The 21,986-nt window shown below is 68.2% G+C and carries 20 protein-coding genes; 5 read left to right on the plus strand and 15 right to left on the minus strand.

Going from position 1 to position 21,986, the window contains the following annotated elements; genetic code table 11:
• Positions 1 to 37 precede the first annotated feature (37 nt).
• The 5 genes from ACFWFP_RS24665 to aceA form a co-directional block, all read right to left on the minus strand.
• Positions 38 to 502 (minus strand): PIN domain-containing protein, encoded by a 465-nt coding sequence (locus ACFWFP_RS24665; protein ID WP_379298708.1) that lies wholly within the window; start codon positions 500 to 502, stop codon positions 38 to 40.
• Positions 502 to 978, minus strand: coding sequence for an excisionase family DNA-binding protein (locus ACFWFP_RS24670; protein ID WP_379298710.1), 477 nt, complete (start codon positions 976 to 978; stop codon positions 502 to 504). The genes ACFWFP_RS24665 and ACFWFP_RS24670 overlap by 1 nt, the downstream gene beginning before the upstream one ends.
• Before the next feature lie 390 nt (positions 979 to 1,368).
• Complete coding sequence (gene metE / locus ACFWFP_RS24675) at positions 1,369 to 3,693, minus strand: 5-methyltetrahydropteroyltriglutamate--homocysteine S-methyltransferase (protein WP_379298712.1); 2,325 nt, start codon at positions 3,691 to 3,693, stop codon at positions 1,369 to 1,371.
• Between the two features lie 291 nt (positions 3,694 to 3,984).
• Complete coding sequence (locus ACFWFP_RS24680; RefSeq protein WP_266293923.1) at positions 3,985 to 4,857, minus strand: 3-hydroxybutyryl-CoA dehydrogenase; 873 nt, start codon at positions 4,855 to 4,857, stop codon at positions 3,985 to 3,987.
• A gap of 162 nt (positions 4,858 to 5,019) precedes the next feature.
• The gene (aceA, locus tag ACFWFP_RS24685) at positions 5,020 to 6,309 is read right to left on the minus strand and encodes an isocitrate lyase (protein WP_067450000.1); all 1,290 of its coding nucleotides are present in this window, start codon (positions 6,307 to 6,309) and stop codon (positions 5,020 to 5,022) included.
• A 496-nt stretch (positions 6,310 to 6,805) separates the two neighbouring features.
• Here aceA and ACFWFP_RS24690 point away from each other — a divergent pair, with 496 nt between their 5' ends.
• Positions 6,806 to 7,948: a lipase family protein gene (locus ACFWFP_RS24690; RefSeq protein ID WP_379298714.1), complete on the plus strand. Its 1,143-nt coding sequence runs from the start codon at positions 6,806 to 6,808 to the stop codon at positions 7,946 to 7,948.
• Positions 7,949 to 8,022: 74 nt separating this feature from the next.
• Complete coding sequence (locus tag ACFWFP_RS24695) at positions 8,023 to 8,313, plus strand: hypothetical protein (protein ID WP_379298716.1); 291 nt, start codon at positions 8,023 to 8,025, stop codon at positions 8,311 to 8,313.
• On the opposite strand, the gene puuE is transcribed toward ACFWFP_RS24695, so the two are convergent.
• The 5 genes from puuE to ACFWFP_RS24720 are packed head-to-tail and all read right to left on the minus strand — an operon-like array spanning position 8,310 to position 15,523.
• Complete coding sequence (gene puuE / locus ACFWFP_RS24700; protein ID WP_379298718.1) at positions 8,310 to 9,254, minus strand: allantoinase PuuE; 945 nt, start codon at positions 9,252 to 9,254, stop codon at positions 8,310 to 8,312. The two genes, ACFWFP_RS24695 and puuE, sit on opposite strands and share 4 nt — an antisense overlap.
• Entirely contained in the window at positions 9,251 to 10,225 is a 975-nt protein-coding gene (gene alc, locus ACFWFP_RS24705) for an allantoicase (RefSeq protein ID WP_379298720.1), read from the minus strand. The genes puuE and alc overlap by 4 nt, the downstream gene beginning before the upstream one ends.
• Positions 10,226 to 10,284: 59 nt before the next feature.
• Positions 10,285 to 11,508, minus strand: coding sequence for a DUF6986 family protein (locus ACFWFP_RS24710; RefSeq protein WP_379298722.1), 1,224 nt, complete (start codon positions 11,506 to 11,508; stop codon positions 10,285 to 10,287).
• Complete coding sequence (locus ACFWFP_RS24715; protein ID WP_379298724.1) at positions 11,505 to 14,579, minus strand: molybdopterin-dependent oxidoreductase; 3,075 nt, start codon at positions 14,577 to 14,579, stop codon at positions 11,505 to 11,507. The genes ACFWFP_RS24710 and ACFWFP_RS24715 overlap by 4 nt, the downstream gene beginning before the upstream one ends.
• The gene (locus ACFWFP_RS24720) at positions 14,576 to 15,523 is read right to left on the minus strand and encodes an NADP-dependent oxidoreductase (protein WP_379298726.1); all 948 of its coding nucleotides are present in this window, start codon (positions 15,521 to 15,523) and stop codon (positions 14,576 to 14,578) included. The genes ACFWFP_RS24715 and ACFWFP_RS24720 overlap by 4 nt, the downstream gene beginning before the upstream one ends.
• Before the next feature lie 101 nt (positions 15,524 to 15,624).
• Here ACFWFP_RS24720 and ACFWFP_RS24725 point away from each other — a divergent pair, with 101 nt between their 5' ends.
• On the plus strand, positions 15,625 to 16,023 hold the full coding sequence (locus ACFWFP_RS24725; protein ID WP_379298728.1) for a winged helix-turn-helix transcriptional regulator: 399 nt from the start codon (positions 15,625 to 15,627) through the stop codon (positions 16,021 to 16,023).
• Positions 16,024 to 16,025: 2 nt separating this feature from the next.
• On the opposite strand, the gene ACFWFP_RS24730 is transcribed toward ACFWFP_RS24725, so the two are convergent.
• The 5 genes from ACFWFP_RS24730 to uraD all read right to left on the minus strand — a co-directional run bounded on the left by ACFWFP_RS24730 (position 16,026) and on the right by uraD (position 20,201).
• A complete protein-coding gene (locus tag ACFWFP_RS24730) occupies positions 16,026 to 16,877 on the minus strand; it encodes an FAD binding domain-containing protein (protein ID WP_379298730.1) in 852 nt (283 codons plus the stop codon).
• A 253-nt stretch (positions 16,878 to 17,130) separates the two neighbouring features.
• A complete protein-coding gene (locus ACFWFP_RS24735) occupies positions 17,131 to 18,501 on the minus strand; it encodes an 8-oxoguanine deaminase (protein ID WP_379298732.1) in 1,371 nt (456 codons plus the stop codon).
• Entirely contained in the window at positions 18,489 to 19,394 is a 906-nt protein-coding gene (pucL, locus tag ACFWFP_RS24740) for a factor-independent urate hydroxylase (RefSeq protein ID WP_379298734.1), read from the minus strand. The genes ACFWFP_RS24735 and pucL overlap by 13 nt, the downstream gene beginning before the upstream one ends.
• A gap of 1 nt (position 19,395) precedes the next feature.
• Positions 19,396 to 19,713, minus strand: a complete 318-nt coding sequence (uraH, locus tag ACFWFP_RS24745; protein ID WP_379298736.1) for a hydroxyisourate hydrolase — start codon at positions 19,711 to 19,713, stop codon at positions 19,396 to 19,398.
• The gene (uraD, locus tag ACFWFP_RS24750) at positions 19,710 to 20,201 is read right to left on the minus strand and encodes a 2-oxo-4-hydroxy-4-carboxy-5-ureidoimidazoline decarboxylase (RefSeq protein WP_379298919.1); all 492 of its coding nucleotides are present in this window, start codon (positions 20,199 to 20,201) and stop codon (positions 19,710 to 19,712) included. The genes uraH and uraD overlap by 4 nt, the downstream gene beginning before the upstream one ends.
• A 126-nt stretch (positions 20,202 to 20,327) precedes the next feature.
• On the opposite strand from uraD, the gene ACFWFP_RS24755 reads away from it, so the two are divergent.
• Both ACFWFP_RS24755 and ACFWFP_RS24760 read left to right on the plus strand, forming a co-directional pair.
• Positions 20,328 to 20,924, plus strand: a complete 597-nt coding sequence (locus ACFWFP_RS24755; protein ID WP_379298738.1) for an NTP transferase domain-containing protein — start codon at positions 20,328 to 20,330, stop codon at positions 20,922 to 20,924.
• Between the two features lie 15 nt (positions 20,925 to 20,939).
• Positions 20,940 to 21,959 (plus strand): XdhC family protein, encoded by a 1,020-nt coding sequence (locus tag ACFWFP_RS24760; protein WP_379298740.1) that lies wholly within the window; start codon positions 20,940 to 20,942, stop codon positions 21,957 to 21,959.
• Positions 21,960 to 21,986 lie beyond the last annotated feature (27 nt).

The following is a 21,986-nucleotide window of genomic DNA, read 5'->3' on the forward strand; positions in this document are numbered from 1 at the left end:
ACACCAGCCGGCATCCCGACTGATCGAACAGTCCGAGTCAGTCGAGGTGGCGACGGACCTCAGCAGCGAAGCCCGGCAGTCCGGAGCGGTCGAGTACATCGAGCAGGAAGGCATCCGGATGTAGCAACTCCGGGAACCCCTCGCCGATCGGCCTGACTTCGAAATCCTTGAGATTGAACGTCAACAGCACGTCCGCATCGCCTTGCAGCGCGGCTGCGAGCACATGCCGATCCTTGGGATGATTCTCCATGCGGTCGACCAGCGGTTGATACCCATCGACCATCGAGTCGGGAAAGAAGTCGTTCAGTGTGCTGATAAGCCGATCAACCTTGGCCGCGGTCGGCTCGTCGTTCTTCTGCCTGTCGCAGAGATTCCGGCGGAGTTCGGCGAGTATGTCCTCCGACCACAACGGCTGGATCAGATCTGCCTCCGCGAGCCGGAGCATCGTGTCACGCAGGTGAGCCGGATACAGGACACAGGTATCGAGGAAGACCCGTTGCATCAGTCGTGTCGCTTCAGCGGCTCCGCGGGGGTGTCGTCGTAGAGATCTAGGTCTTCCGAGATTCGGGTCAGTTCCGACAGACCTGTTGCCCGCTCGGCTCGTCGGATCTCGCGAAAGTTCAGTACATCCGCCAGGCGGACACGACGATGTCGGCCTGGTCGGGTGAACGGAATACTGCCCGCATCCAGCAACTTGACGAAGGTGGGTCTGCTCATGCCGAGCAACTCTGCGGCTTCCTGAGTGGTCAGCGTGGTGTGCAGCGGTGCGACTGTTACCGCCTTTCCCTCGGACAAGGCGAGCGCGACCAGACGAAGCCCCTCGAAGATCTCAGCAGGCAGCGCCACCACCTCCCCCGCCGCGGAACGCAGGATCGTCGCTTCATCGACACCGACTGTCGCGTCCAAGAACCTCCGGACTGCGACAAGCTGATCCGGATGCTCCGGCAAGAGCGTGCGTTCGTTCAACGTCGCGGTCATCACGCCTCCTAGGGACCCCACGATTGTGCCATATTTTCGAATAATTCGAAATCAACCCTCCGGCGGGCAATGCGCTGGGCGCTACTGATCCTGACCTCGACGAGCGCGCTCGAGCACTTCAGCCTCGTCTGGAGCGCTGCTGGGATGGCGGCTCGAACACAACGGCGTCGATAGCTTGCGAAACGGTCGCCCCTCAGCAGCACCGTAGAACTCGCCGGCACTCAGATGCCCGATGTCATAGAGATGACCACCCCAGGCAGAGGCGATTGCGTTGGCCGCCTGCATCTGCACAACCGTCCCCAAATTGCCGAAGAATTGGATAGCGGGGTTGCCGACATCCGGCAACAAAGGGGCGCACCGAAACTCGGTGCGCCCCTTTGTCTTGTGCGTTTACTCCGCGGTCGCGGCCGCCGCCTGCGCGGCCAACGCACGACGCCGGACCCGGCGGGCAGCGGCCACCATGTTGCGCAACGACGGCTCCAGCTGCCAGTAGTGGCGAGTCTTGAGCCCGCCGTCGGGGTTGGCCCACAATCGTTGTGGGGTCACGGCATTCGCGGCTTGGGTGAGCAGCTCGTCGAACTCGTCGATATCGGGGATGCGGGCCGAGCGGCTCTCGTAGACACCGGGGCCGACGCCGTGGGTGAGGCCGTGGCCGGTGGACAGGTCTTCGGTGAGCGCCTCGATGACCCATTCGATCGAGCGGGTCGCCACGATCGCGGTGACGTCGGCGTCGAGCTGATCGATCGCGTCGACCACCTCGGTGCGACCGGAATAGCCGATGTGCGTGTGGATCTGGGTGTCGGGGCGCACGCCGGAGGTGGCCAGCTTGAACGCGCCGACCGCCCAGCGCAGGTACTCCTCGCGGCCGTGGGGGCGGGCGGGGAGCAGCTCGCGGATGGCGGGTTCGTCGACCTGGATGATCGCGATCCCGGCCTTCTCCAGGTCGACCACTTCGTCCCGGATGGCGAGCGCCACCTGGTCGGCCGTCTCGTAGAGCGGCTGATCCTGGCGGACGAACGAACGCGCCAGCATGGTGACCGGCCCGGTGACCATGCCCTTCACCGGCTTGTCGGTCAGCGACTGCGCGTAGGTGGTCCACTCCACCGACATCGGTGCGGGCCGTGCCACATCGCCGTAGACGATCGGCGGTCGCACACAGCGCGAGCCGTACACCTGCACCCAGCCGAAGCGGGTGGTGGCGAAACCGTCGAGCTGCTCGGCGAAGAACTGGATCATGTCGTTGCGTTCGTGCTCACCGTGCACGAACACATCGAGGCCGATGTCTTCCTGGAGCCGGATCGTGGCCTCGATCTCGGCCTCGACCTGCTTGCGGTAGTCGTCGTCGGACAGCCGGCCCGAGGCCACCTCGTGGCGGGCTTGGCGCAGCTTGCCGCTCTGCGGGAACGAACCGAGCGTGGTGGCGGGCACCAGCGGCAGGTTCAGCCGCTCCTGTTGCGCGGCCGCACGGACGTCGTAGGGCGCGCGTTCGCGCATCTCGGGCGTCACCGCGTACACCCGCTGACGCACCGCGTGCTTCTGCTTGAAGTGCACCTCGGTCGGCCGCTTGCGCCAGTTCTCCGACGGGCCCTCGGTGAGCGCCTTGGCCAGCGAGACGACCTCGCCCACCTTCTGTTTCGCGAAGGCGAGCCGGTCGGCGACATTGCCTTCGATGTCGTATTCGGCGAGCACGTCATAGGGCACGTGCAGCAGCGTGGTGCCGGTCGACACCACCAGATCCGGGCACACCTCGGCGATCGAGTTGAGGTAGCTCAGTGTGACGAAACGGTCGGCCCGCCACACATTCTGGCCGCTGATGACACCCGCGTAGATCCGCTTGCGCCGGATCCCCGGGATCGCCGCCAGTTCTTCCGGTTGCATCCGGTAGGAGGCCAGATCGAGTCCGATGGCCTCGACATTGCTCGCGGCCAGAATCCGCAGCGCCTCGCCGAAGTCGCCGTACTGCCCGGTGACCAGGATGCGCGGACGCAGCGGCGCCTTCGCCAGCTGGTGGTAAGCCTTTTCGAACGCGGCCAGCTCGGCGGGCGTGCGCTCACCGGTGAAGCAGGGTTCGTCGAGCTGCACGCAGGTCGACCCGCGCTTGGCGAGGATCTCGAACAGCTCTTCGTAGAACGGCAGCAGCTGATCGAGCAGGCTCAACGTGTCGAACTCGGTCTCGCCCGGCACATGTCCGGCCTTCGACAGCAGCAGCAGCGACACCGGGCCCAGCACCACCGGACGTAGCTCGATCCCGCGCGCGGCCGCGCGGTCCCACTCGTCGAGCAGGGCCTGCGGATGCAGCGAGAACGTGGTGTCGGCGTCGAGTTCGGGCTGACGGTAGTGGTAGTTGGTGCCGAAGAAACGCACCAGCTCGAGCGGCGGGGTGTCCGGGTTGCCGCGCGCCATCAGGAAGTAGAAATCGAGCGGGTCGAGCCCGGCCTCGAACTCCTTGAATCGCGAGGGCACCGCACCGAACAGCAGCGCGTTGTCGAGGATGTGATCGTAGAAGGAGAAGGTGTTGCCCGGCACCTGCGTGAGTCCGGTCGCGGCCAGCTCGTTGAACTGACGCTCCTGGATATCGCGACCTACCGCGCGCAGTTCCTCGCGCTCCATCGATCCGCGCCAGTACGCCTCGAGCGCACGCTTGAGCTCTCGGTGCGGACCGATCCTCGGGTATCCGAGAACGCTCGACCCGAATCCATCGGTGACGTTGACCATGACCGCCGATACTCCCTTTCGATCACACGCTGCGCTCGAGACATAGCACCGGGCACGCGAGCGCGTCCGGCTACAGCAGCTTAAGCCGCAAGAACGCCCCCGCGCCGCTCCCCCCGCAAACCCCGAGCACCTGAGCGCCTCTTGTAAGTCTTTCTAGGGGCCCGCCCTGATCTGGACTGACCGGAGGGTGCGACGAAGGAGTACCCGGAGGGAGGGAAGATCAGGGGCCCGAAGGGCCCCGCTCGAGCGCGCCAGCGCTCCAATAAACACAGCCCTCCGGTGAGCAAACTCCTATTTGCCGTACTGGTAGAACCCGGCTCCGGTCTTCTTGCCGAGCAGCCCGGCTTCGACCATGCGCATCAGCAGCGGCGGAGCCGAGTAGAGCGGCTCCTTGAACTCGGAGTACATCGAGTCCGCGATGGACTTCACGGTGTCGAGGCCGACGAGGTCGGTCAGCGCCAGCGGGCCCATCGGGTGGGCACAGCCGAGCACCATCGCCTTGTCGACGTCGTCCTTGGTGGCGAAGCCCGACTCGACCATCCGGATGGCCGAGAGCAGGTAGGGCACCAGCAGCGCGTTGACGACGAAACCGGAGCGGTCCGCCGAGCGCACGATCTGCTTGCCGAGGATCTCGGCGGCGAACTGCTCGGCGCGCTTGGCGACCGGCTCGCTGGTCTTGAGCGTGGTGACCAGCTCGACCAGCGGCAGCACCGGCACCGGGTTGAAGAAGTGCAGACCGACCACGCGCTCGGGGTTCGCGGTGGCGACGGCGATCTTCATGATCGGGATCGAGGAGGTGTTGGAGGCGAGCACGGCGTTGGGGTCGGTGACGACCTTGTCCAGCTCGCTGAAGATGGCCGTCTTGACCTCTTCGTTCTCGACAACGGCCTCGACCACCAGCTGACGGTCGGCGAAGTCGCTGAGATCGGAGGTGAAGCGCAGCCGCCAGGCCGCCTGCTCCCGCTCGCGCTCGGTGATCTTGCCGCTGCTCACGCCACGGTCCAGCGAACGCAGGATCCGGGCGCGGCCCGCAGCGGCGAGTTCACGGGTGGTCTCGTAGACGAGGACGTCGACGTGCGCGCGTGCGCACACCTCCGCGATGCCGGCGCCCATCTGTCCGGCGCCGATGATGCCAACGCGCTGAATCTTCTCGCTGCTGCTCACGTCCCGCTCCTGCTGTGTGTCTGGCTGTGGGGTGGCTGGGGAGGTCATAGCGACCAAAGTATAGGGATGCCCTCCCACGCCAGGGCTGTATGGCGTGGGAGGGCGTACACCCCTACCGGAGTAGAGGAAAGGTGTTGCCGGTCAAAGCAACCCCGAGGGGGATCAGTGGAACTGACCCTCTTCGGTGGAGCCCTTCAGGGCGGCGGTCGACGTGTTGGGGTCGACGGTGGTGGCGATGGTGTCGAAGTAGCCGGCACCGACCTCACGCTGGTGCTTGATGGCGGTGAAGCCACGCTCGGCGGCGGCCTTGAACTCGCGCTCCTGCAGGTCGACGAACGCGGTCATGCCCTCGCGAGCGTAGCCGTGCGCCAGGTCGAACATGCCGTAGTTGAGCGAGTGGAAGCCCGCCAGGGTGATGAACTGGAACTTGAAGCCCATCGCGCCGAGCTCACGCTGGAACTTCGCGATGGTCGCGTCGTCCAGGTGCGCCTTCCAGTTGAACGAAGGCGAGCAGTTGTAGGCCAGCAGCTGGTCCGGGAACTCGCTGCGAACCGACTCGGCGAACTTGCGCGCGACCTCGAGGTCCGGGATACCGGTCTCCATCCAGATGAGGTCGGCGAAGGGGGCGTAGGCCTTGGCACGCGCGATGCAGGGCTCGATGCCGTTCTTCACACCGAAGAAGCCTTCGGCGGTACGGGTGCCGTCGAGGAACTCACGGTCGCGCTCGTCCACATCGGAGGTGATGAGGGTGGCGGCCTCGGCGTCGGTGCGGGCGATGATCACCGAGGGCACGTCGGCGACGTCGGCCGCGAGACGGGCGGAGGTCAGGGTGCGGATGTGCTGCTGGGTGGGGATCAGCACCTTGCCACCGAGGTGGCCGCACTTCTTCTCCGAGGCGAGCTGGTCTTCCCAGTGCACACCGGCGGCACCGGCCACGATCATGGCCTTCTGCAGCTCGTAGGCGTTCAGGGCGCCACCGAAGCCGGCCTCGGCGTCGGCCACGATCGGGGCCAGCCAGTTCTTGACCGACTCGTCGCCCTCGACCTTGGAGATCTCGTCGGCGCGCGACAGGGCGTTGTTGATGCGACGCACGACCGCGGGAACCGAGTTCGCCGGGTACAGCGACTGGTCCGGGTAGGTGTGGCCGGACAGGTTGGCGTCACCGGCGACCTGCCAACCGGACAGGTAGATGGCCTTCAGGCCGGCGCGAACCTGCTGCACGGCCTGGTTGCCGGTGAGGGCGCCCAGCGAGTTGATGTAGTCCTCGTTGTTCACGAGGTCCCACAGGATCTCCGAACCGCGACGGGCGAGGGTGTGCTCCTCGACGACGTTGCCCTGCAGCTTGGAAACCTGCTCGGCGGAGTAGGTGCGGGTCAGGCCCTTCCAACGCGGGTTGGTGTCCCAATCCTGCTGGATTTCCGCTGCGGTCTTCGGGGTGCCGGGGAGAGACATCTCTTGACTCCACTTCCTCGTGTGGTCGGTGCTCCACGCAGACGGCGTGCGAATCAACCGGCGGCTGAACGCTTTCGGTTGCACATCTCGTACTGCTGGGGCAATTTGCAGGCTTGCTAGGACTTACTAGGGCCCAAGGGGTGTACTTCCAAACAATGGCACACCCAGAAATGGCCGTCTACCTGTTGGTTGTGTGAATCTCAGCTAGTTTTGCCGACGCGTTTGCTAACTTTGCGAAATTAGCGGGCTAATTGCAAGGACTCCGCCTACCAGCGAGTAGCGCTGACCTGGAGTTTTAGCATAACGCTCGTACTGTTAGCGATCATCAGGTGGGCCCGCGCCGACACTCCCGAGCCTCGCAGTCTGTGAGTCGTTTCACACACCACGCCGGACACGAATGATGTGCGTGTCGTCACTCGATTCGGTCACGACGCGGGTATTGATCCCACCGCCCCCGGAAGTGGACACTCATCCACCGAGGCGAAAGAGTGGGCCCATGAGGATTTCGAGGATCGCGGCGGCATCGCTGACCGTGTTGGCGGCGGCGCTGAGCCTGGCGCCGGTGGCGAGCGCGCAACCGAGCGGGGCGGCGGGCACCGTCGTCGGCGTGGAGTCACTGCCCGCCGCGGCCACCCTGCCCGGATCGGCCCGCGCCGAGCGCCTGCTCTACCGCTCGACCACGGCGGGCGATCAGCCCACCACCACCAGCGCGGCCGTGTACTTCCCCGCGGGCGAGGCTCCGCAGGGCGGCTGGCCGGTGATCGCGTGGGCGCACGGCACCGTCGGCCTCGGCGACGACTGCGCCTACAGCGTGGCCGGGCCCGCCGCGGTCGAGCGGGACTGGGCCTACCTCGGCACCTGGTTGAAGCAGGGCTACGCGATCGTGGCCGCCGACTACGCGGGCCTCGGCGGACCCGGCGAACATCCCTACCTCAACGGCATCGCCGAAGCGCACAACGTGGTCGACGGGGTCAAGGCCGCGACCGCGCAGTACGCGTCCCTGTCGAACAAGTGGGCCGTGGTCGGCCAGTCCCAGGGTGGCGGCGCCGCGGTGTTCACCGCCCGCTACGCCACCGAATTCGGCGGCCCCGACCTGGACTACCGCGGCGCGGTCGGCACCGGTGTGCCCGCCTACATCGAGGACGTCATCCAACTCGTCGGCCCTGGCGTGCCCCCCGTCGCCCTGAGCTCCCATCTCACCGCCTATGTCCTGTACATCCTCAGCGGGCTGCGCACCACCTACCCCCACCTCGACATCGACGGCCTGCTCACCGACACCGGCCGCACCTGGCTCGCCCGCGCCCAAACCGGCTGCATCGGCCCGCTCGGTGACGAACTGGCCGCCGCGAAGCCCTCGGTCGGCAGCATGTTCGCCCGCCCGCTGTCGTCGATCCCCGACGTCCACGGCCTGCTCGCGCACTACATGGGCCTGCCCGAATCCGGCTACGACCGCCCCCTCTTCCTCGGCCAGGGCCTGCGCGACACCGACGTGGTGACCCCCGAAACCCTCCGCTACGCCGCCGTCCTGGAGGCCAACGGCCAGCCCGTCACCTTCCGCGCCTACCCCACCGACCACGACGGCACCGTCAACGCCTCCCTGGTCGACTCCCTCCCCTTCGTCAGGTCGTTGTTCGCCTGACCGAACACGACAACGGCCCCGTGCTACATCAAGTGGCATGGGGCCGTTGCGGTTTCGATACGTAGAGTCGCAGGGTGAGAATTATTCGATCCGCCGCCCTGGCCGCTTTCGTGCTGCTGCTCGCACCAGCTTTCGCGCACGCCGATCCGCCGCCGCCGATCTTCACCCCGGAAGAGCAGTGCGAGACCACGCGCACCCTGGTCGACAACGTCCGCGCCGCGAAACCTGATGCGACGCCGCAGGAGATCGCGGACACGTTCGTCGACTACATGGATTCCATGGGCGCCTACAACCGCGTTCCGCAGGCCAAGGAATCCGATCGGCAGATCACGCTGGGCAACATCGAACGTTGCGGTTTGGCCTAGGCAACGCCCGCCGGATGCACCGTGCGCCAGTGTTCGGCGATATCGATGCGGCGAGTTGTCCACACCCGGTCGTGGGATTGGACGTGGTCGAGAAAGCGTTCCAGTGCCGCGGTCCGGGCGGGACGGCCCGCGATGCGGCAGTGCAGGCCAATGGAGAGCATTTTCGGAGTGCCCTCGGCCCCTTCGCGATAGAGGACGTCGAAGGCGTCGCGCAGGTGGGCGTAGAACTCGTCGCCGTTGGCGAAGCCCGCCGGGGAGGCGAAGCGCATGTCGTTGGTGTCGAGGGTGTACGGAACAACCAGGTGGTTGCGGCCGCGCACCTCGGTCCAGTAGGGCAGGTCGTCGGCATAGGAATCGGAGTCGTAGACGAAACCGCCCTGCTCGACCACCAATTCGCGGGTGTTCGGGGAGTCGCGGCCGGTGTACCAGCCGAGCGGGGCCGAGCCGGTGAGCTCGGTGAGGATGCGGATCGCCTCGGCCATATCGGCGCGTTCGGCCTCGCGGTCGACCAGCTGATAGGACTTCCATTGCAGGCCGTGGCAGGCGATTTCGTGGCCGAGTTCGGAAAAGGCCGCCACCGCTTCGGGATTGCGCTGCATCGCGCGCGCCACCGCGAAGACGGTGAGCGGCAGTTCGCGCCGTTCGAAGGCGCGCAGCACCCGCCACAACCCGGCGCGCGAACCGTATTCGTAGAGCGATTCCATGCTCATGTGCCGGTTCGGGAAGGCATCGGCGGGCGTCATCTCGGAGAGGAAGGTCTCCGATCGTGGCGAACCGTCGAGGACGTTGTTCTCCCCGCCCTCTTCATAATTCAGTACGAACTGCACGGCGATCTGCGCGTCGCCGGGCCATTGCGGGTCGGGCGGATTCGGCCCGTACCCGACGAAATCGCGCCCACCCGTCGCACCTCCCACGGGATCGCTGGGCGATACCGCGCTCATCCGAGCTCCCCGTAGAGGCGCAGCCGTGCGAGGCCGCCGTCGGGATAGATATCGAGGCGCACCTGCGCGACCGAGGCGGCCGCGGGCTGCAGCGCGAACCGGTGGCGGGTATCGGGCAGCAGGTCGGTGCGCGGCAGGAGCTCGACTTCGGTTCCGTCGCTGGTGAATCCGGTGAGCGAGGCCGCGCCGGGGCTGTTGCCGAGGAAGCAGGAGGTGTCGATCTCGGCCAGCCGGATCGCCCCTGGCCCGGCGAGTTGGATTCGCACCCAGTCGTTTCCGTCGTCGCGACGGCGCGCCGTCTCCCAGCCGTCGCCCATTTCCCTGGCCAGGCCCGGGTAGAGCAGCTGGTTGGGCGAGCTGTAGAAGCGGTTGGAGCAGTCGAGCACGAGGGCGCCGTTCTCCAGCGCGGCGAGATCGAGCGGGCCGAGGCCGAGCAGCGCGGTATCGGGCCGGCCTTCGCCGTGCACGCGCAGGCGGGCGACCCCGCCGTCGGGATGCATGGTGAGTTTCACGTGGGTCCAGCGGTTCTCGTCGTCGACGGCGAACGGATTGCGGGTGTCACCACCGACCTTCACGCGGTCGAGCAGGGTCACCCAGTCGGTGCGGGCGGCGATCTCCTCGGCGGGCGGGTAGCCCTCGATCGCCAGCGCCGACAGCGATACCTCGGGCGGAAAGTTGCCCTTGAACCAGGCGGTGTCGACTACGACGCCACGGATCACGCCGGGCACGCCGAGGCGTACGACGGCCGAATCGTCGCCGGGCTTACCGCGGTGCCTGCGGGTCTCCCAGCCGTCGTAGACCTGACCCTTGTGGCCGAACGTCGCCGGCTGGTACTCCGACGGGCCCGGGCTGACCAGGTTCTCCTTCTCCGCGAAGAATTCGTCGTTCGCCCAGATCACGGAACCGCCGAGGGTGCGGACGGCCAGATCCGGGAGCAGGGTGAAATCGTCGCTGCCGGTGAATCGGCTCACGGGTGCCTCCTGGGGTCGAATGCCATATTACTGGTATACCGCTATTCGGGGCGGTTACCTCACGTCGCGCGCACCCGTCGAGCGGCGAGATCGAGCAGAACATCGCTGGTCAGCCCCGGCGCGTCGGCCAGGAGTTCGGCCTCGGTGTACGCACCGGCGCGCAGTCCGCGCAGCACGGTGCTCGCCAGGGCCTCGGCGGTCGCGGGCTCGTCCATGACGCCGCCACCGCGCCGGTCCAGGTAGGCGGTCAGGCGCGGCACCGCCACCTCGGACGCGCCGCGGAAGAAGTCGTAGGTGGCGAGCCAGCGGGTGATCAGGTGGCCGGGGTGCATGTCCCAGCCCTGGTAGTAGCCGCGGCGCAGAGCCCGCTCGACCAGGCGGTGGTGATTGGCCATGGCGGCTTCGGGATCGACCTCGGGGACGATCTGGGTGGAGCCGTCGCAGATCCACACCCCCGTCTGCGCGGCGGCGACCTGCATCACCGACTTGGCGTAGTCGGCTGCGGGATGGTCGAGGGCCTGATCGGTGGCCGCGATGCCGCAGGCGGCGGTGTAGTCGTAGGTACCGAAATGCAATGCGCTACACCGGCCGTCGGCCAGGTGGATCATCTTCACGATGGGCACGGTGCCGTCGGGGGCGATGATCGCCTGCGGGCTCTCGATCTGGAGTTCGAAACGCAGCGACCGTTCGGGCAGGCCGTGGCCGCGCTCGAGGCCGGTGCACAGGTCGACGATCGCCGACACCTGTTCCGCGGCACGGATCTTGGGCACCGTGAACACGAAACCGGGCAGCGCGCCACCCGCCCCGTCGAGAACCATTTCAAGGGTGCGCAACGCGCGCCGACGTTCGTTCGCGGCCAGACCTTTCGTCCGGACACCGAACGAGACCGGTGCGCCGGGCTTGCCTGCCCACGCCGCCAGTGCCTCGCCCGCGGCCTTCGCCGCCGCGTCCTCTTCGTCATCGGCGCGGAACCCGTAACCGTCTTCGAAGTCGATGCGCATGTCCTGCACCGGCCGCTCCGCGAGTCGACGGCGCACGGCAGGCAGCGAACCGGTGACATCGAGACCGACCAGGAAGTCGGCATGGCGATGCAGCAGCGCCAACGCGGCGGCGCCCCACTCGGCGGGGGTCTGCGCGGTGGCCCGGTCGGCGGGAACGTAGGCGGTGTGCACGGGCTGGACCCGGTCACCGGCTCCGGGATAGCGCACGCGCAATTCGGCGTCGACGGCATCGAGCACCGCGTCGACGCGGGCGCGAATATGTTCGGGCAGGCGAGTATTCACCCGGCGGTTCCTTCCTTGATGGCCCGCCACACACGGTCGGCGGTCATCGGTAATCGGTCCGGGCGGACACCGACGGCGTCGCGGATCGCGTTCGCCAGGGCGGGGGCCACCGGGTTGTAGGGGGACTCACTCATCGATTTGGCACCCAGCGGGCCCAGTTCGTCACTGGTTTCGGCGAAATACACCTCGGTGCGGGGCAGATCGGCGAACTGCGGAATGTGATAGTGGCGCAGCGTCCGCGTGGTCACCACGCCTGCCTCGGTCCGCAGGTCCTCGTAGAGCGCGGTCCCGATCGCCTGGGCGACGCCGCCTTCCACCTGTCCGCGCAGCTGCACCGGGTTGAGCACCGTGCCCGCGTCGGCGACCTGGACCGACTGCAATATCCGAACCGCACCGGTAGACGGCTGGACCGCCACCCGGAACGCGTGGACATTGAAGCTCACCGAGCGCGGGGTGCCCGCGTGGGTGCCGTGGGCGAGCAGCGCCCCGTCGGCGAGCAGCTGCGCCGCGGTGATCAGTTCGTCGCCGCAGCGCACGCCGCCCGCTTCGAGCAGACAGTCGCGTTCGGGGTGACCGCTCACCTTCGCTGCCCTGGCCAGCAGCATCGCGTGCAGTTCGAGCGCCGCCGCGTAGGAGGCTTTGCCCGCGACCATGGTTCCGGTGGAGCCGAACGCGCCGGTGTCGTGGCCGACCACGTCGGTGTCGGACTGGCGGATCACGATCCGCTCGGCGGCGGTGGCCAGCGCCGTCGCCGCGAGCTGGGCGTGGACTGTCGTTGTCCCGTTGCCGAATTCCGCCGTGCCGACGCCTATCTCGTAGCGGCCATCGGAGAGCAGGCTCGCCGTGGCATCGGCGTGGTGTCCGCGCGGCGGTACGGTCGCGATCATGGCCACGGCCATCCCCTCACCCACCTGCCAGTGCGGGCCGGGCGCCGCCACACCGTTGCCGCGACGTAGTGCCTGTTGAGCGGTGTCGAGACATTGGTCGAGGCCGTAACTGCCGAAAGTCAGGTCGGACTCGTCGATTTCGGCGGCGGTGAATTGATCGCCCGGTATCACCACATTGCGCCGGCGGAATTCGAACGGGTCGATGCCGAGTTCGCGGGCGAGTTCGTCGATCGCCGATTCGACGCCGAAGATCACCTGGCCGAGCCCGTATCCACGGAACGCGCCGGAGGGAACGTTGTTGGTGTACACCGCTTGCGCGTCGACCCGCTTGTTCGGGCACCGGTAGACGGCCACCGATTCGCCGACCGAATGGAACATCACGCCCGCGCTGTGATTGCCGTAGGCGCCCGCGTCGGCGAGGACATCCACCGAGAGCGCGGTCAGGACCCCCGCCGCGTCGGCTGCCGCGGTGACCGCGACGCGCATCGGGTGACGGCACGTGGCCGAGGTGAATTCGTCGGTGCGGGTGAACTCGTAGTGCACGGGATGCCCGGTGCGCAGGACGGCCAAGGCGATCAGGTCCTCGGCCAGCATTTCCTGCTTCGCCCCGAATCCGCCGCCGACGCGAGTCGCGAACACCCGCACGCGATCTCGGTCCAACCCGTACAGGTGGCAGAGTTCGTCGCGCACCAGGAACGGCACCTGCGTACTCGATCGGACGACGAGCCTGCCCGCGTCGTCGAGCCAGCCGATCCCGCCGTGGGTCTCCAGGTGCACATGCTGCACACGCGGCGAATTCCACACGCCGCTCACCACTTTCGCGGCATGCTCGATGCCCGCATCGAAATCACCCACACCGCCGTGGATCTCGGCGATCAGATTGCGCTGCGCGTCGGCGATCCGTGCCGAGTCCGGCTTGTCGGCATGCAGCAACGGTGCGCCGTCGGCCAACGCTGCCTCGGGCTCGAAGACCGCGGGCAGCACCTCGTACTCCACGCGCAGCGCCCGCACCCCCGCGCGTGCGGCGTCCAGGGTCTCCCCCACCACCGCGGCTACCCGCTGTCCCGCGAACCGGACCGTGCTGTCGAGCACGAAGGTGTCGTCCGGATCGTCCTCGCGTAGTTCGTGACGAGCCGTGGAGAACGGGGTCCGCGGTCCATCCACATGCGTCAACACCGTGTGCACACCCGGTACCGCCCGCGCCGCCGCCACGTCGACGGAGACGATCCGCGCATGTGCGTGCGGACTGGCCAGCACAGCCAGATGCCAGGGAGCCACCGGCGGCATCTGCTCCCCCGCTCCCGGCACCACGTCCATCGTGAACGCCTCCCCACCCCGCACGATCCGCGCCCCTGCGGGCGCCCCCACCCCGTCCCCGATCTGGCCCGGCCGATACTTCCGCCGCATCACCCCACCGACCCGTGCCTGGACTGCCGACACGGCGGACACCCCGACCTGCGGCCCTTCTTCGGCCGAAACCGTGGTGACCTCGCCGGCCAGATGCCCGCCCACATACGACTCGACACCAGGCCCCTGCGCAACGATCGGCCCAGCCGATCGCGCCTGCTCGTCACCTGGCGGCCGTACGTCGTCACCAGGCGAATGAGCTGACCGGCCGGCGGTCGACTCACGACCGGCCTTCCCTGTGCACAACGTGCCGGATTCTCCCGAACGGCGCTGGGCTGAGTCGGACTCGGTATTTGTGCACAGTGCTGCACAGGATGCGGCCACAGCGTCGGCGATGGCGCGATAACCCGTGCAGCGGCACAGGTTTCCCTTCAGCAGCTCGGCACGTTCGGCGTCCGTGATCGCCGGAGCAGCAGAGTTGTCCACAGATGTGCCGGACCGAACGGCGGCCAGACCCGACGCTGTCACCACCATTCCAGCAGTGCAGAAACCACATTGGAACCCGGCGTTGTCGACGAAGCTGCGCTGCACCGGGTTCGGCCCGTCCGTGTCGCCGAGGCCCGCGGCGGTCGTCACCGCGCGATCGGCGGCGCGGTGTGCCGGGATGAGGCAGGAGTGGACGGGTTCGCCGTCGAGCAGCACCGAGCAGGCGCCGCAGTCGCCGGAGTCACAGCCCTTCTTGACCGCCAGCTCACCGTGTTCGCGCAGCAGCGTGCGCAGACACTGGCCGGGCCGCGCGGTCACTTCGACCGCGCGGCCGTCGATATCGAGCCTCATGAACCACCTCCGTGTTCTGTGGTCAGCACAATGCGGCCGCGCAGACCGCCCTCGGCCAGTCGGGCGTGCGCATCGGCGGCTTGTTCCAGCGGCAGCGTGTCGGCTACTCGCAGGGCGAGGTCGTAACCGGCGAGGGTGGCGAGGGCCGCGCCGTCGGCGCTGATCCAGGCGTGGTGAACGCGGATACCGCGCAGGGGAAGCGGGTCGGCGCCACCGACAACGGTGACGAAAGACCCCCGGTTGCGCACTGCGGCAAGCGCTCTGGCGCTCAGGCCCACGGTGTCCAGGACCGCGTCCACGCCACCGGGCACCAGCGCACGTACCGCCTCGGCCAGATCTGGAGTCGCACGCGGCACCACCCACGTAGCACCGAGCCCGCGCACGAAGTCGGCGTCCTCGTCGCCGACCTGCGCGATCACTCGGAGTCCACGCCATCGCGCGGCGATCTCGACCGCGAAACCGCCGACCGCACCGGCCGCGCCGGTTACCAGCACGCTGTCGCCTTCGGCGAGATCGAGCAGATCGAGCGCCTGAAAAGCGGTGAGCCCGTTAAGCGGTAGCGTCGCGGCCTGCGCGGCCGAGCGTCCGACGGGCGCCGCCGCCACCGCCGCCGCGTCGAGTACGAGGTAGTCCGCATAGCTGCCCAGCGACCGGTCGAGCAGATCACGAAGCCCGATCACGGGCTGGCCCACCGCGAAGCCGCGCACCCCGGCGCCGACCTCGTCGATCTCGCCCGCCACGTCCCAGCCGATCCCGGTCACCGCTCGCGGCGCCATCAGACCGGCTTCGACCAGCGCTCCCGACCTGGTCACCGCGTCGACCGGGTTCACCGCGGCCGCCGACACCCGGATCCGCACCTGACCCGGCCCCGGCGCGGGCACCGGCACCTCGACGAGTTCGAGTGCTTCCGGTCCGCCGAAGGTATGGACGACAACTGCGCGCATGATGATTTCTCTCTTCCGTAGGTACTGACCAAACCTAGGGAGAGCTACTCTCTATCGGGAAGTACGCACTGTGAAGTGCGTACCGCACGCGAAGGAGAGCGATGAGCACGCGGACCGCCGCCGAGCGCCGCGCCGAGGCGAGCGCGGCCTACAACGCCTACGTGGCCCAATGCCCGGCGCGTCAGCTGCTGGACCGGATCAGCGACAAGTGGGTGAGTCTGGCGATCAACGCGCTGGCCGACGGTTCGCTGCGCTACAGCGAGCTGAACCAGCGGCTGGCGGGCGTGAGCCAGAAGATGCTCACCCAGACCCTGCGCAATCTCGAACGCGACGGCCTGGTCACCCGCACCGTACTGCCCGAGGTGCCGGTTCGCGTCGAGTACCGGCTGACTCCGCTCGGCGAGGACTTGCTGCCGGTGATGCGCACGATCAAGGGCTGGGCCGAGCAGCACATGGATCAGGTGCTCGTCGCACGGGCCGCCTACGACGCGCCTCGCTGAACTCACGACGCCTCCCCGAGTTCGGCGGCCACCTCGCCGACCAGCAGCCCGGTCACATGCTCGCGCCAGTCGGGCGCACCGTGCGGATCGTCGAACCATACGTCGGCATCGAGGCAGGTCAGCGCGTCGTTCACCTCGGATGACGAAGGGACGGAATCGAAGTCGAGGACGATCGGGCGAACGGTCGCCGCGGTGATGGTGATCGCGCACCGATCGTCGGGCGCACGCGTGCCCATCACCACCGACCCGGAACGCCCGAGCGGAGCCAAGGCCACCTTGCGAAAGCTGGTGCGCGCCAACAGGCTGGAGGTGGGAACCAGGAACGAGCGCACCACAGCGCCCGATCCCAGCAGGTTCGTGCCCGGACCGGTGACGAAGTCGCGCAGGGAGATTCGGCGCTCACCACCGCCACGCGGCCAGATCACCGCGGTGGCGTCCAAGGCGACGAGCGCGCCGAGAACCGCGCCGGCGGGCAGCGACAGGCACACGTTCCCGCCGACCGTCGCCGTGCGCCAGATCTTGTGCGAGGCCAGCAGCGCCCGGCAGGACTGCGCGAACAGGGCCGTCCCCGGCCATTGCGGCCGCATCGTCGACGCGCCGAGTTCCCGGCCCGGACGGGCGCAGGCGAACTCCGCGAGCGTGCAGGTCGCGGCGATCTCCAGACCCTGCGCGGACTCGGTCAGCGGTGCCCAGCCGAGAGTGGTGATGTCGACGAGCGTGTCGAGATGATCGTGCGGTTCGGAGAACAGGAAAGTACCGCCCGCCAGCACCGCGCTTCCCGCTCCGACCTGCGCCAGATCGGCGCGTTCGCGGGCGAGAACAATCTCGGAGACAGTGTCCAGATCCACGTTCACCTCGCTAACCTCACCGGCCACAGTAGGGGCCGGGAGTTGCCACGATGTTGCACGAAACCCGCGCCAGATTGCGCCGCGGTTAACCCGGTGTACGCCATCCAGTGTGCGCCGATCCAGGCAAAACCGCAGATCAGCACGCCGACGACGAGCATGGCCGCCGGCCCGACATCCGAGCTCACGTGCCGGCCGGCGCGCGGATGACGTCACGGCCCGCCCCCACCGCGCGTGATCACGCGCCGGGGTCCGCGCGTGATCACGCACCGGCCAGCAGCGTGGCCTGGGCCTGGGCCACCTCGGCACCCACCGACGCCTCGTCCACCGTCAGCACGACATCGTCGCGAACGACCTCGCGCCCGTTCACCAGCAGTGCGGCCAGCGGCGGCGCCGAGCCGAGGATCAGCGCGACGACCGGGTCCTCGATACCGGCGTGAGCGGGCGTATCCAGCCGCCACAGCGCCAGATCGGCCAGCTTGCCCGGCTCGATGGACCCGATCTCGGCCGCCCGCCCGAGCACCCGCGCACCGCCCATGGTCGCCAGCTCCAGCGCCGTGCGTACCGTCATCGCCCGCGGCCCGCCGACCGCCCGCGCGTACAGCAGCGCGTTGCGCGGTTCCTCGACCATCGAACTGGACTCGTTGCTGGCCGCACCGTCGACCCCGAGGCCTACGGGCACACCGGCCGCCACCAGGTCCGCGGTCCGCGCGATCCCGGCGCCCAACCGGCCGTTGGAGGTCGGGCAGTGCGCGATCCCGGTCCCGGTGCTCGCCATCGCCGCGATCGCCGGGTCGTCGAGGTGCACGGCGTGGGCGTACCAGACGTCGTCGCCCAGCCAGCCCAGCTGCTCCATGTACTCGGCCGGCGTGCACCCGAACTTCTCCTGGCAGAAGTCCTGCTCGTCGAGTGTTTCGGCGAGGTGCGTGTGCAGCCGGACGCCCGCGGAACGGGCCAGCGCCGCGGATTCGCGCATGAGGTCGGCGGTCACCGAGAACGGTGAGCAGGGGGCGAGCGCTATCCGCACCATCGCGTCGAAGGACGGGTCGTGCCAGTCCCTGATGGCCGCCGCGCTCGCGGCGAGAATCTTGTCGATCGACTCGACCACGGTGTCCGGTGGCAGCCCGCCCATGCTCTGGCCGAGGTCCATCGACCCGCGCGCCGGGTGGAAGCGCAGCCCCACCTCGGTCGCCGCGCCGATCTCGGCGGCGAGCAGGTCACCGCCGCCGCGCGGGAACACGTAGTGGTGATCCGACGACGTCGTACATCCGCTGCGCGCCAGCGAGACCAGCGCGCCGGTGGCCGCCGTCCGCACCGACTTCTCGTCGATCCGCGCCCACACCGGATACAGCGTGGTCAGCCACTCGAACAGGGTGTTGTCGGCGGCCAGCCCACGGGTGATCCACTGGTACAGGTGGTGGTGGGTGTTCACCAGGCCGGGGGTGAGCAGGCAGCCACGTCCGTCGATCCGCGCGACCGCCGGGCCGAACTCGGGCGGCTCACCCGCACCGACGGCATCGATCTTGTTGCCGCGCAGGGTGACCCAGCCGTCTCGGTATTCGGTGCCCGCCGCGTCGACGGTCACCACCGCACAGCCGTGGATCAGCAGATCGGGCGCGCTCACGGCTGCCACGCGATGCCCGCATCGGGTGCGTCCGCGCGCGCCAGGGTGGCGTGGATCGAGCCGTACGGCCGGTCGGCCGCCCAGAAGACCTCACCCTTGTTCTCGATCTCGAACCGCGCGAGGTCGTAGTCGAAGTGGTGTTTGTTCGGCGCCGACAACCGGATCTCGGCCAGCATCGGAAAACGTTGCAGCACGGCCGTTCCCATCGCGTACAGCGTCTGCTGCAGGGCCTTGGAGTAGGTGGTCGCGAACAGCTCGAGCAGGGTGGCGCGGATCCCGGCGTACACCTCGTCCCAGTCGAATCCGCTGGTCTCGGCGAACCGCCACCCGACCACCAGCGAACTGGCCAGCACGCGGTCGTGGGTCGGCGCGAGCGTCGTGTACTCGTCGGTGAGGAAGTCGGCGAACTCCGATCCCGTCGACTTGAGCAACACCAGGTCCTTGATCCCGCCGATCACCCACCGCTGCTGCCGCGCGCCCTTGCCCGCCACGGTCACCGCGGCCGTGCGCACTTCGGGACCCTGGCGCACCCAGGTGTGATCGTGTTCGGCACCGTCGACCGAAACCCGCTGCCAGCCATAGGAGTCCACGTCGATCCGCGCGCTCGACACCGGATCCACCGAGTCGGCGAAATGCTTGCCCAGCGCGATCGCGTAGTCCTCGATGGTGTCGAGGCCGGGCTTCTTCGAATACACGAAGGCCATGTGTTTCTGGGTGTCGGTGGGCAGGACGTGACGCTGGTCACCCTCGGTGTACGCCGCCTCGAAATCGCCACGCAGCGTGGTCGAGACGTTCACGTCGCGAATCTCGTGGCGCGCGTTCTCTTTGTAGAAACGCACAACCCGATTCTCGGCCTTGCCATAGCGATGGTCGGTCAACACGATCGGACCGGTCAGTGCCATCTCAGCTCCCTCGGTAGGTGGAATAGGCGAACGGCGACAGCAACAGCGGCACATGCAGATGCGGCTGCTCACCCACCGTGAACGCGACGCAGACCTCCGGATAGAAGGTCTCGGTGCCCTGCGCCGCGAAGTAGCTGCCGGTGTCGAAGAACAGTCGGTAGTCACCCGGATTGAGTCCGGCCGCCAGGTCTTTCACCCGGCCGTCGGCGTCGGTGAGCGCCTCGGTGAGCCGCTGTTCCCCGCGCATCAGCCACACCGCCACACCCGTGGCGGGCTCGCCGCGCACGGCGTCGAGGACGTGGGTGCTCACGCTCGTCATGCCGCCACCAGCCCCGCCAGGCGCAGCCGGTTGATCTTGACCAGTTCAGTTCGCATGACCTGCCTTTCCGTCGACGGATCGTTGTCCAACCGCGCCCGCAGGATCGCCAGCAACTCCTCGCCGCTGCGACCTGCCGCGCAGACCAGGTAGATATGGCCGAACTTCGCCTCGTAGGCACGATTGCCCTCGGACAGCGCCGAGCGCACGTCCTCGCCCGCCACCCCGGACTGCTCGCGCGCCGACGCCGCCGAGGTCGGCCGGTCGCCGATCCGCGGGTGACCGGCCAGCGCCTCGTCGATTTCGGCGTCGTCCAGCGCAGCCGTTCCCGCCTCGGCCGCCGCCAACAGCGCTTCGGTGGTGGCATAGGGGCGCGCGGCCGCGATCGCCCGCGCCCAGCGTGGCGCCGAGCAACAGGCAAGCAGCGCTTCTTCGGCAGTCTTCGCAGGTAGATCGTTGAAACCCGCGAGACTGAGCCCTTCGCTCGTCATCGATCCAGCATCGCGCGATCCCGGGCCCGCCGCCACCGATGTGCAGTCCATCACGTCGGCGTGTCGTCGTCGCCGCGCTCCCCTGCTGTAATCGACCGGCAACATTGCGTCATTACCTTCGCTCACATGCCCCCAGTCGACCGTTGCGCGCGCACCTCGTGCACGGGCATCGTCCTCGCGGCGGGTGCGGGCACGCGATACGGCAAACCCAAGGCACTCGCCGAGAACGGCGCCTGGTTGCGCTCGGCGATCACCGCCCTGCGCGACGGCGGCTGCGATCCGGTGATCGTCCTGCTCGGCGCGACCGGACCCGATCCGGCCGCCCTCGGACTGCCCGACGGCACCCGATGCCGGTGGGTCGCCGACTGGGCGACCGGACTCTCCGCGACGGTGCGCGCGGGCCTGCGCGCCGCCGCCGAAGAGGACACCCGTTACGTGGCGTTCCTGCCCGTCGACACCCCGGATATCGGGGCCGATGTGGCAGCGAGAGTGCTCGCCGCGGCACGTTCGAGCAAGAGCGGACTTGCCCGCGCTGTGTTTCACAACACACCTGGACATCCGGTTGTGATCGAGAACAAGCACTGGGACGCCATTTTCGAGATGGTCTTCGGCGATATCGGGGCCGGTTCCTATTTGGGCGGTCGACAGGATATGGTGTGCGTCACGTGCGACGACTTGGCGACAGGGACCGATCGCGATTTCCCGGAAGTCGGCGCACGGTGATCGGAGTTGTGAGATATGCGCGATATCGTCGATGACCTTCTGCGAGTGTGGCATTCGGGCCGTACGGGCGGCCTCGCCACCGTGGTCCGTACCATCGGCACCAATTCCCTGCCCATCGGCTCTTCGATGCTCGTCACCCCCAACGGTGGCGTCTTCGGATCCATCGCCTCGGGACGTCTGGAAGAGACCGTCTACGACGCGGCGCTGGAAGCGGGCCGCACCGGCGTCCGGCAACTGCGTCGCTACAGCATGCTCACCGGTCTGGAATCGAGCGCCGACGACGGAACGCTCGTCGATATCTTCGTAGAACCGTTCTCCTGCCGCGATTTTCCCGAATTCCCCACTATCGCCGCCGATATCCAAGCCCATCGCCGGGTCACCGTGTTCACCGTGGTGTGGAATCAGGATCCCGATGTCATCGGCCAGCATCTGGTCACCGACCGCAAGCACGCGACCGAACTCGTCGCGCTGCCCGAGTCGGATCTGTTCGTCGCCTCGTACTGCCCGCCGCCGCGTCTGATCATCTTCGGCGCCAACGCCTACGCGGCCACCCTCGTCGCGCAGGCGCGGATGATCGGCTACCGGGTCACCATCTGCGACTCGCGCCCCGAGTTCGCCGATCCGGCCTCGTTCCCCGGCGCCGAAGTGGTCGTCGACTGGCCGCACCGCTACCTCAACACTCTCTCGGCCGCGGGCGAGGTCGACAACAGCACCGCCATCGTCGTGCTGGCCAACGAGCCGCGCTTCGAGATCCCGCTGCTCACCGTCGCCTTACGACTACCCGAGCTCGGCTACCTCGCGGCCCTCGGCACCCCCGCCGACCAGGCTCGTCGCCTCGACGACCTGCGCGCGGGCGGCTTCGACGAGCCGACCCTGTCGCGCGTGCACGTACCCGCGGGCCTGGAAGCGGGCCCGCGCACGCCCGCCGAGACCGCCGTCTTCATCACCGCCGACTTCCTCGCCTCCCGCGCGGGCCTGCGCCTGGCGGCCCAGCGCGACTACGGGTCGACAGCCGCTGTGGGCCTGGCCATCTAGGCCGCGGCCGGCGCCGCTGGTCGCGGC

Source organism: Nocardia sp. NPDC060249 (assembly GCF_042728755.1).
Taxonomy (GTDB): Bacteria; Actinomycetota; Actinomycetes; order Mycobacteriales; family Mycobacteriaceae; genus Nocardia.

Bases quoted from the DNA above. Each gene is read 5' to 3' on its own strand.
- ACFWFP_RS24670 (WP_379298710.1), bottom strand. From the start codon at position 978: ATGACCGCGACGTTGAACGAACGCACGCTCTTGCCGGAGCATCCGGAT.
- uraD (WP_379298919.1), bottom strand. From the start codon at position 20,201: ATGACGAGCGAAGGGCTCAGTCTCGCGGGTTTCAACGATCTACCTGCG.
- ACFWFP_RS24725 (WP_379298728.1), top strand. From the start codon at position 15,625: ATGAGCACGCGGACCGCCGCCGAGCGCCGCGCCGAGGCGAGCGCGGCC.
- ACFWFP_RS24755 (WP_379298738.1), top strand. From the start codon at position 20,328: ATGCCCCCAGTCGACCGTTGCGCGCGCACCTCGTGCACGGGCATCGTC.
- ACFWFP_RS24760 (WP_379298740.1), top strand. From the start codon at position 20,940: ATGCGCGATATCGTCGATGACCTTCTGCGAGTGTGGCATTCGGGCCGT.
- uraH (WP_379298736.1), bottom strand. From the start codon at position 19,713: ATGACGAGCGTGAGCACCCACGTCCTCGACGCCGTGCGCGGCGAGCCC.
- aceA (WP_067450000.1), bottom strand. From the start codon at position 6,309: ATGTCTCTCCCCGGCACCCCGAAGACCGCAGCGGAAATCCAGCAGGAT.
- ACFWFP_RS24720 (WP_379298726.1), bottom strand. From the start codon at position 15,523: ATGCGCGCAGTTGTCGTCCATACCTTCGGCGGACCGGAAGCACTCGAA.
- ACFWFP_RS24665 (WP_379298708.1), bottom strand. From the start codon at position 502: ATGCAACGGGTCTTCCTCGATACCTGTGTCCTGTATCCGGCTCACCTG.
- metE (WP_379298712.1), bottom strand. From the start codon at position 3,693: ATGGTCAACGTCACCGATGGATTCGGGTCGAGCGTTCTCGGATACCCG.
- ACFWFP_RS24690 (WP_379298714.1), top strand. From the start codon at position 6,806: ATGAGGATTTCGAGGATCGCGGCGGCATCGCTGACCGTGTTGGCGGCG.
- puuE (WP_379298718.1), bottom strand. From the start codon at position 9,254: ATGAGCGCGGTATCGCCCAGCGATCCCGTGGGAGGTGCGACGGGTGGG.
- pucL (WP_379298734.1), bottom strand. From the start codon at position 19,394: ATGGCACTGACCGGTCCGATCGTGTTGACCGACCATCGCTATGGCAAG.
- ACFWFP_RS24715 (WP_379298724.1), bottom strand. From the start codon at position 14,579: ATGAGGCTCGATATCGACGGCCGCGCGGTCGAAGTGACCGCGCGGCCC.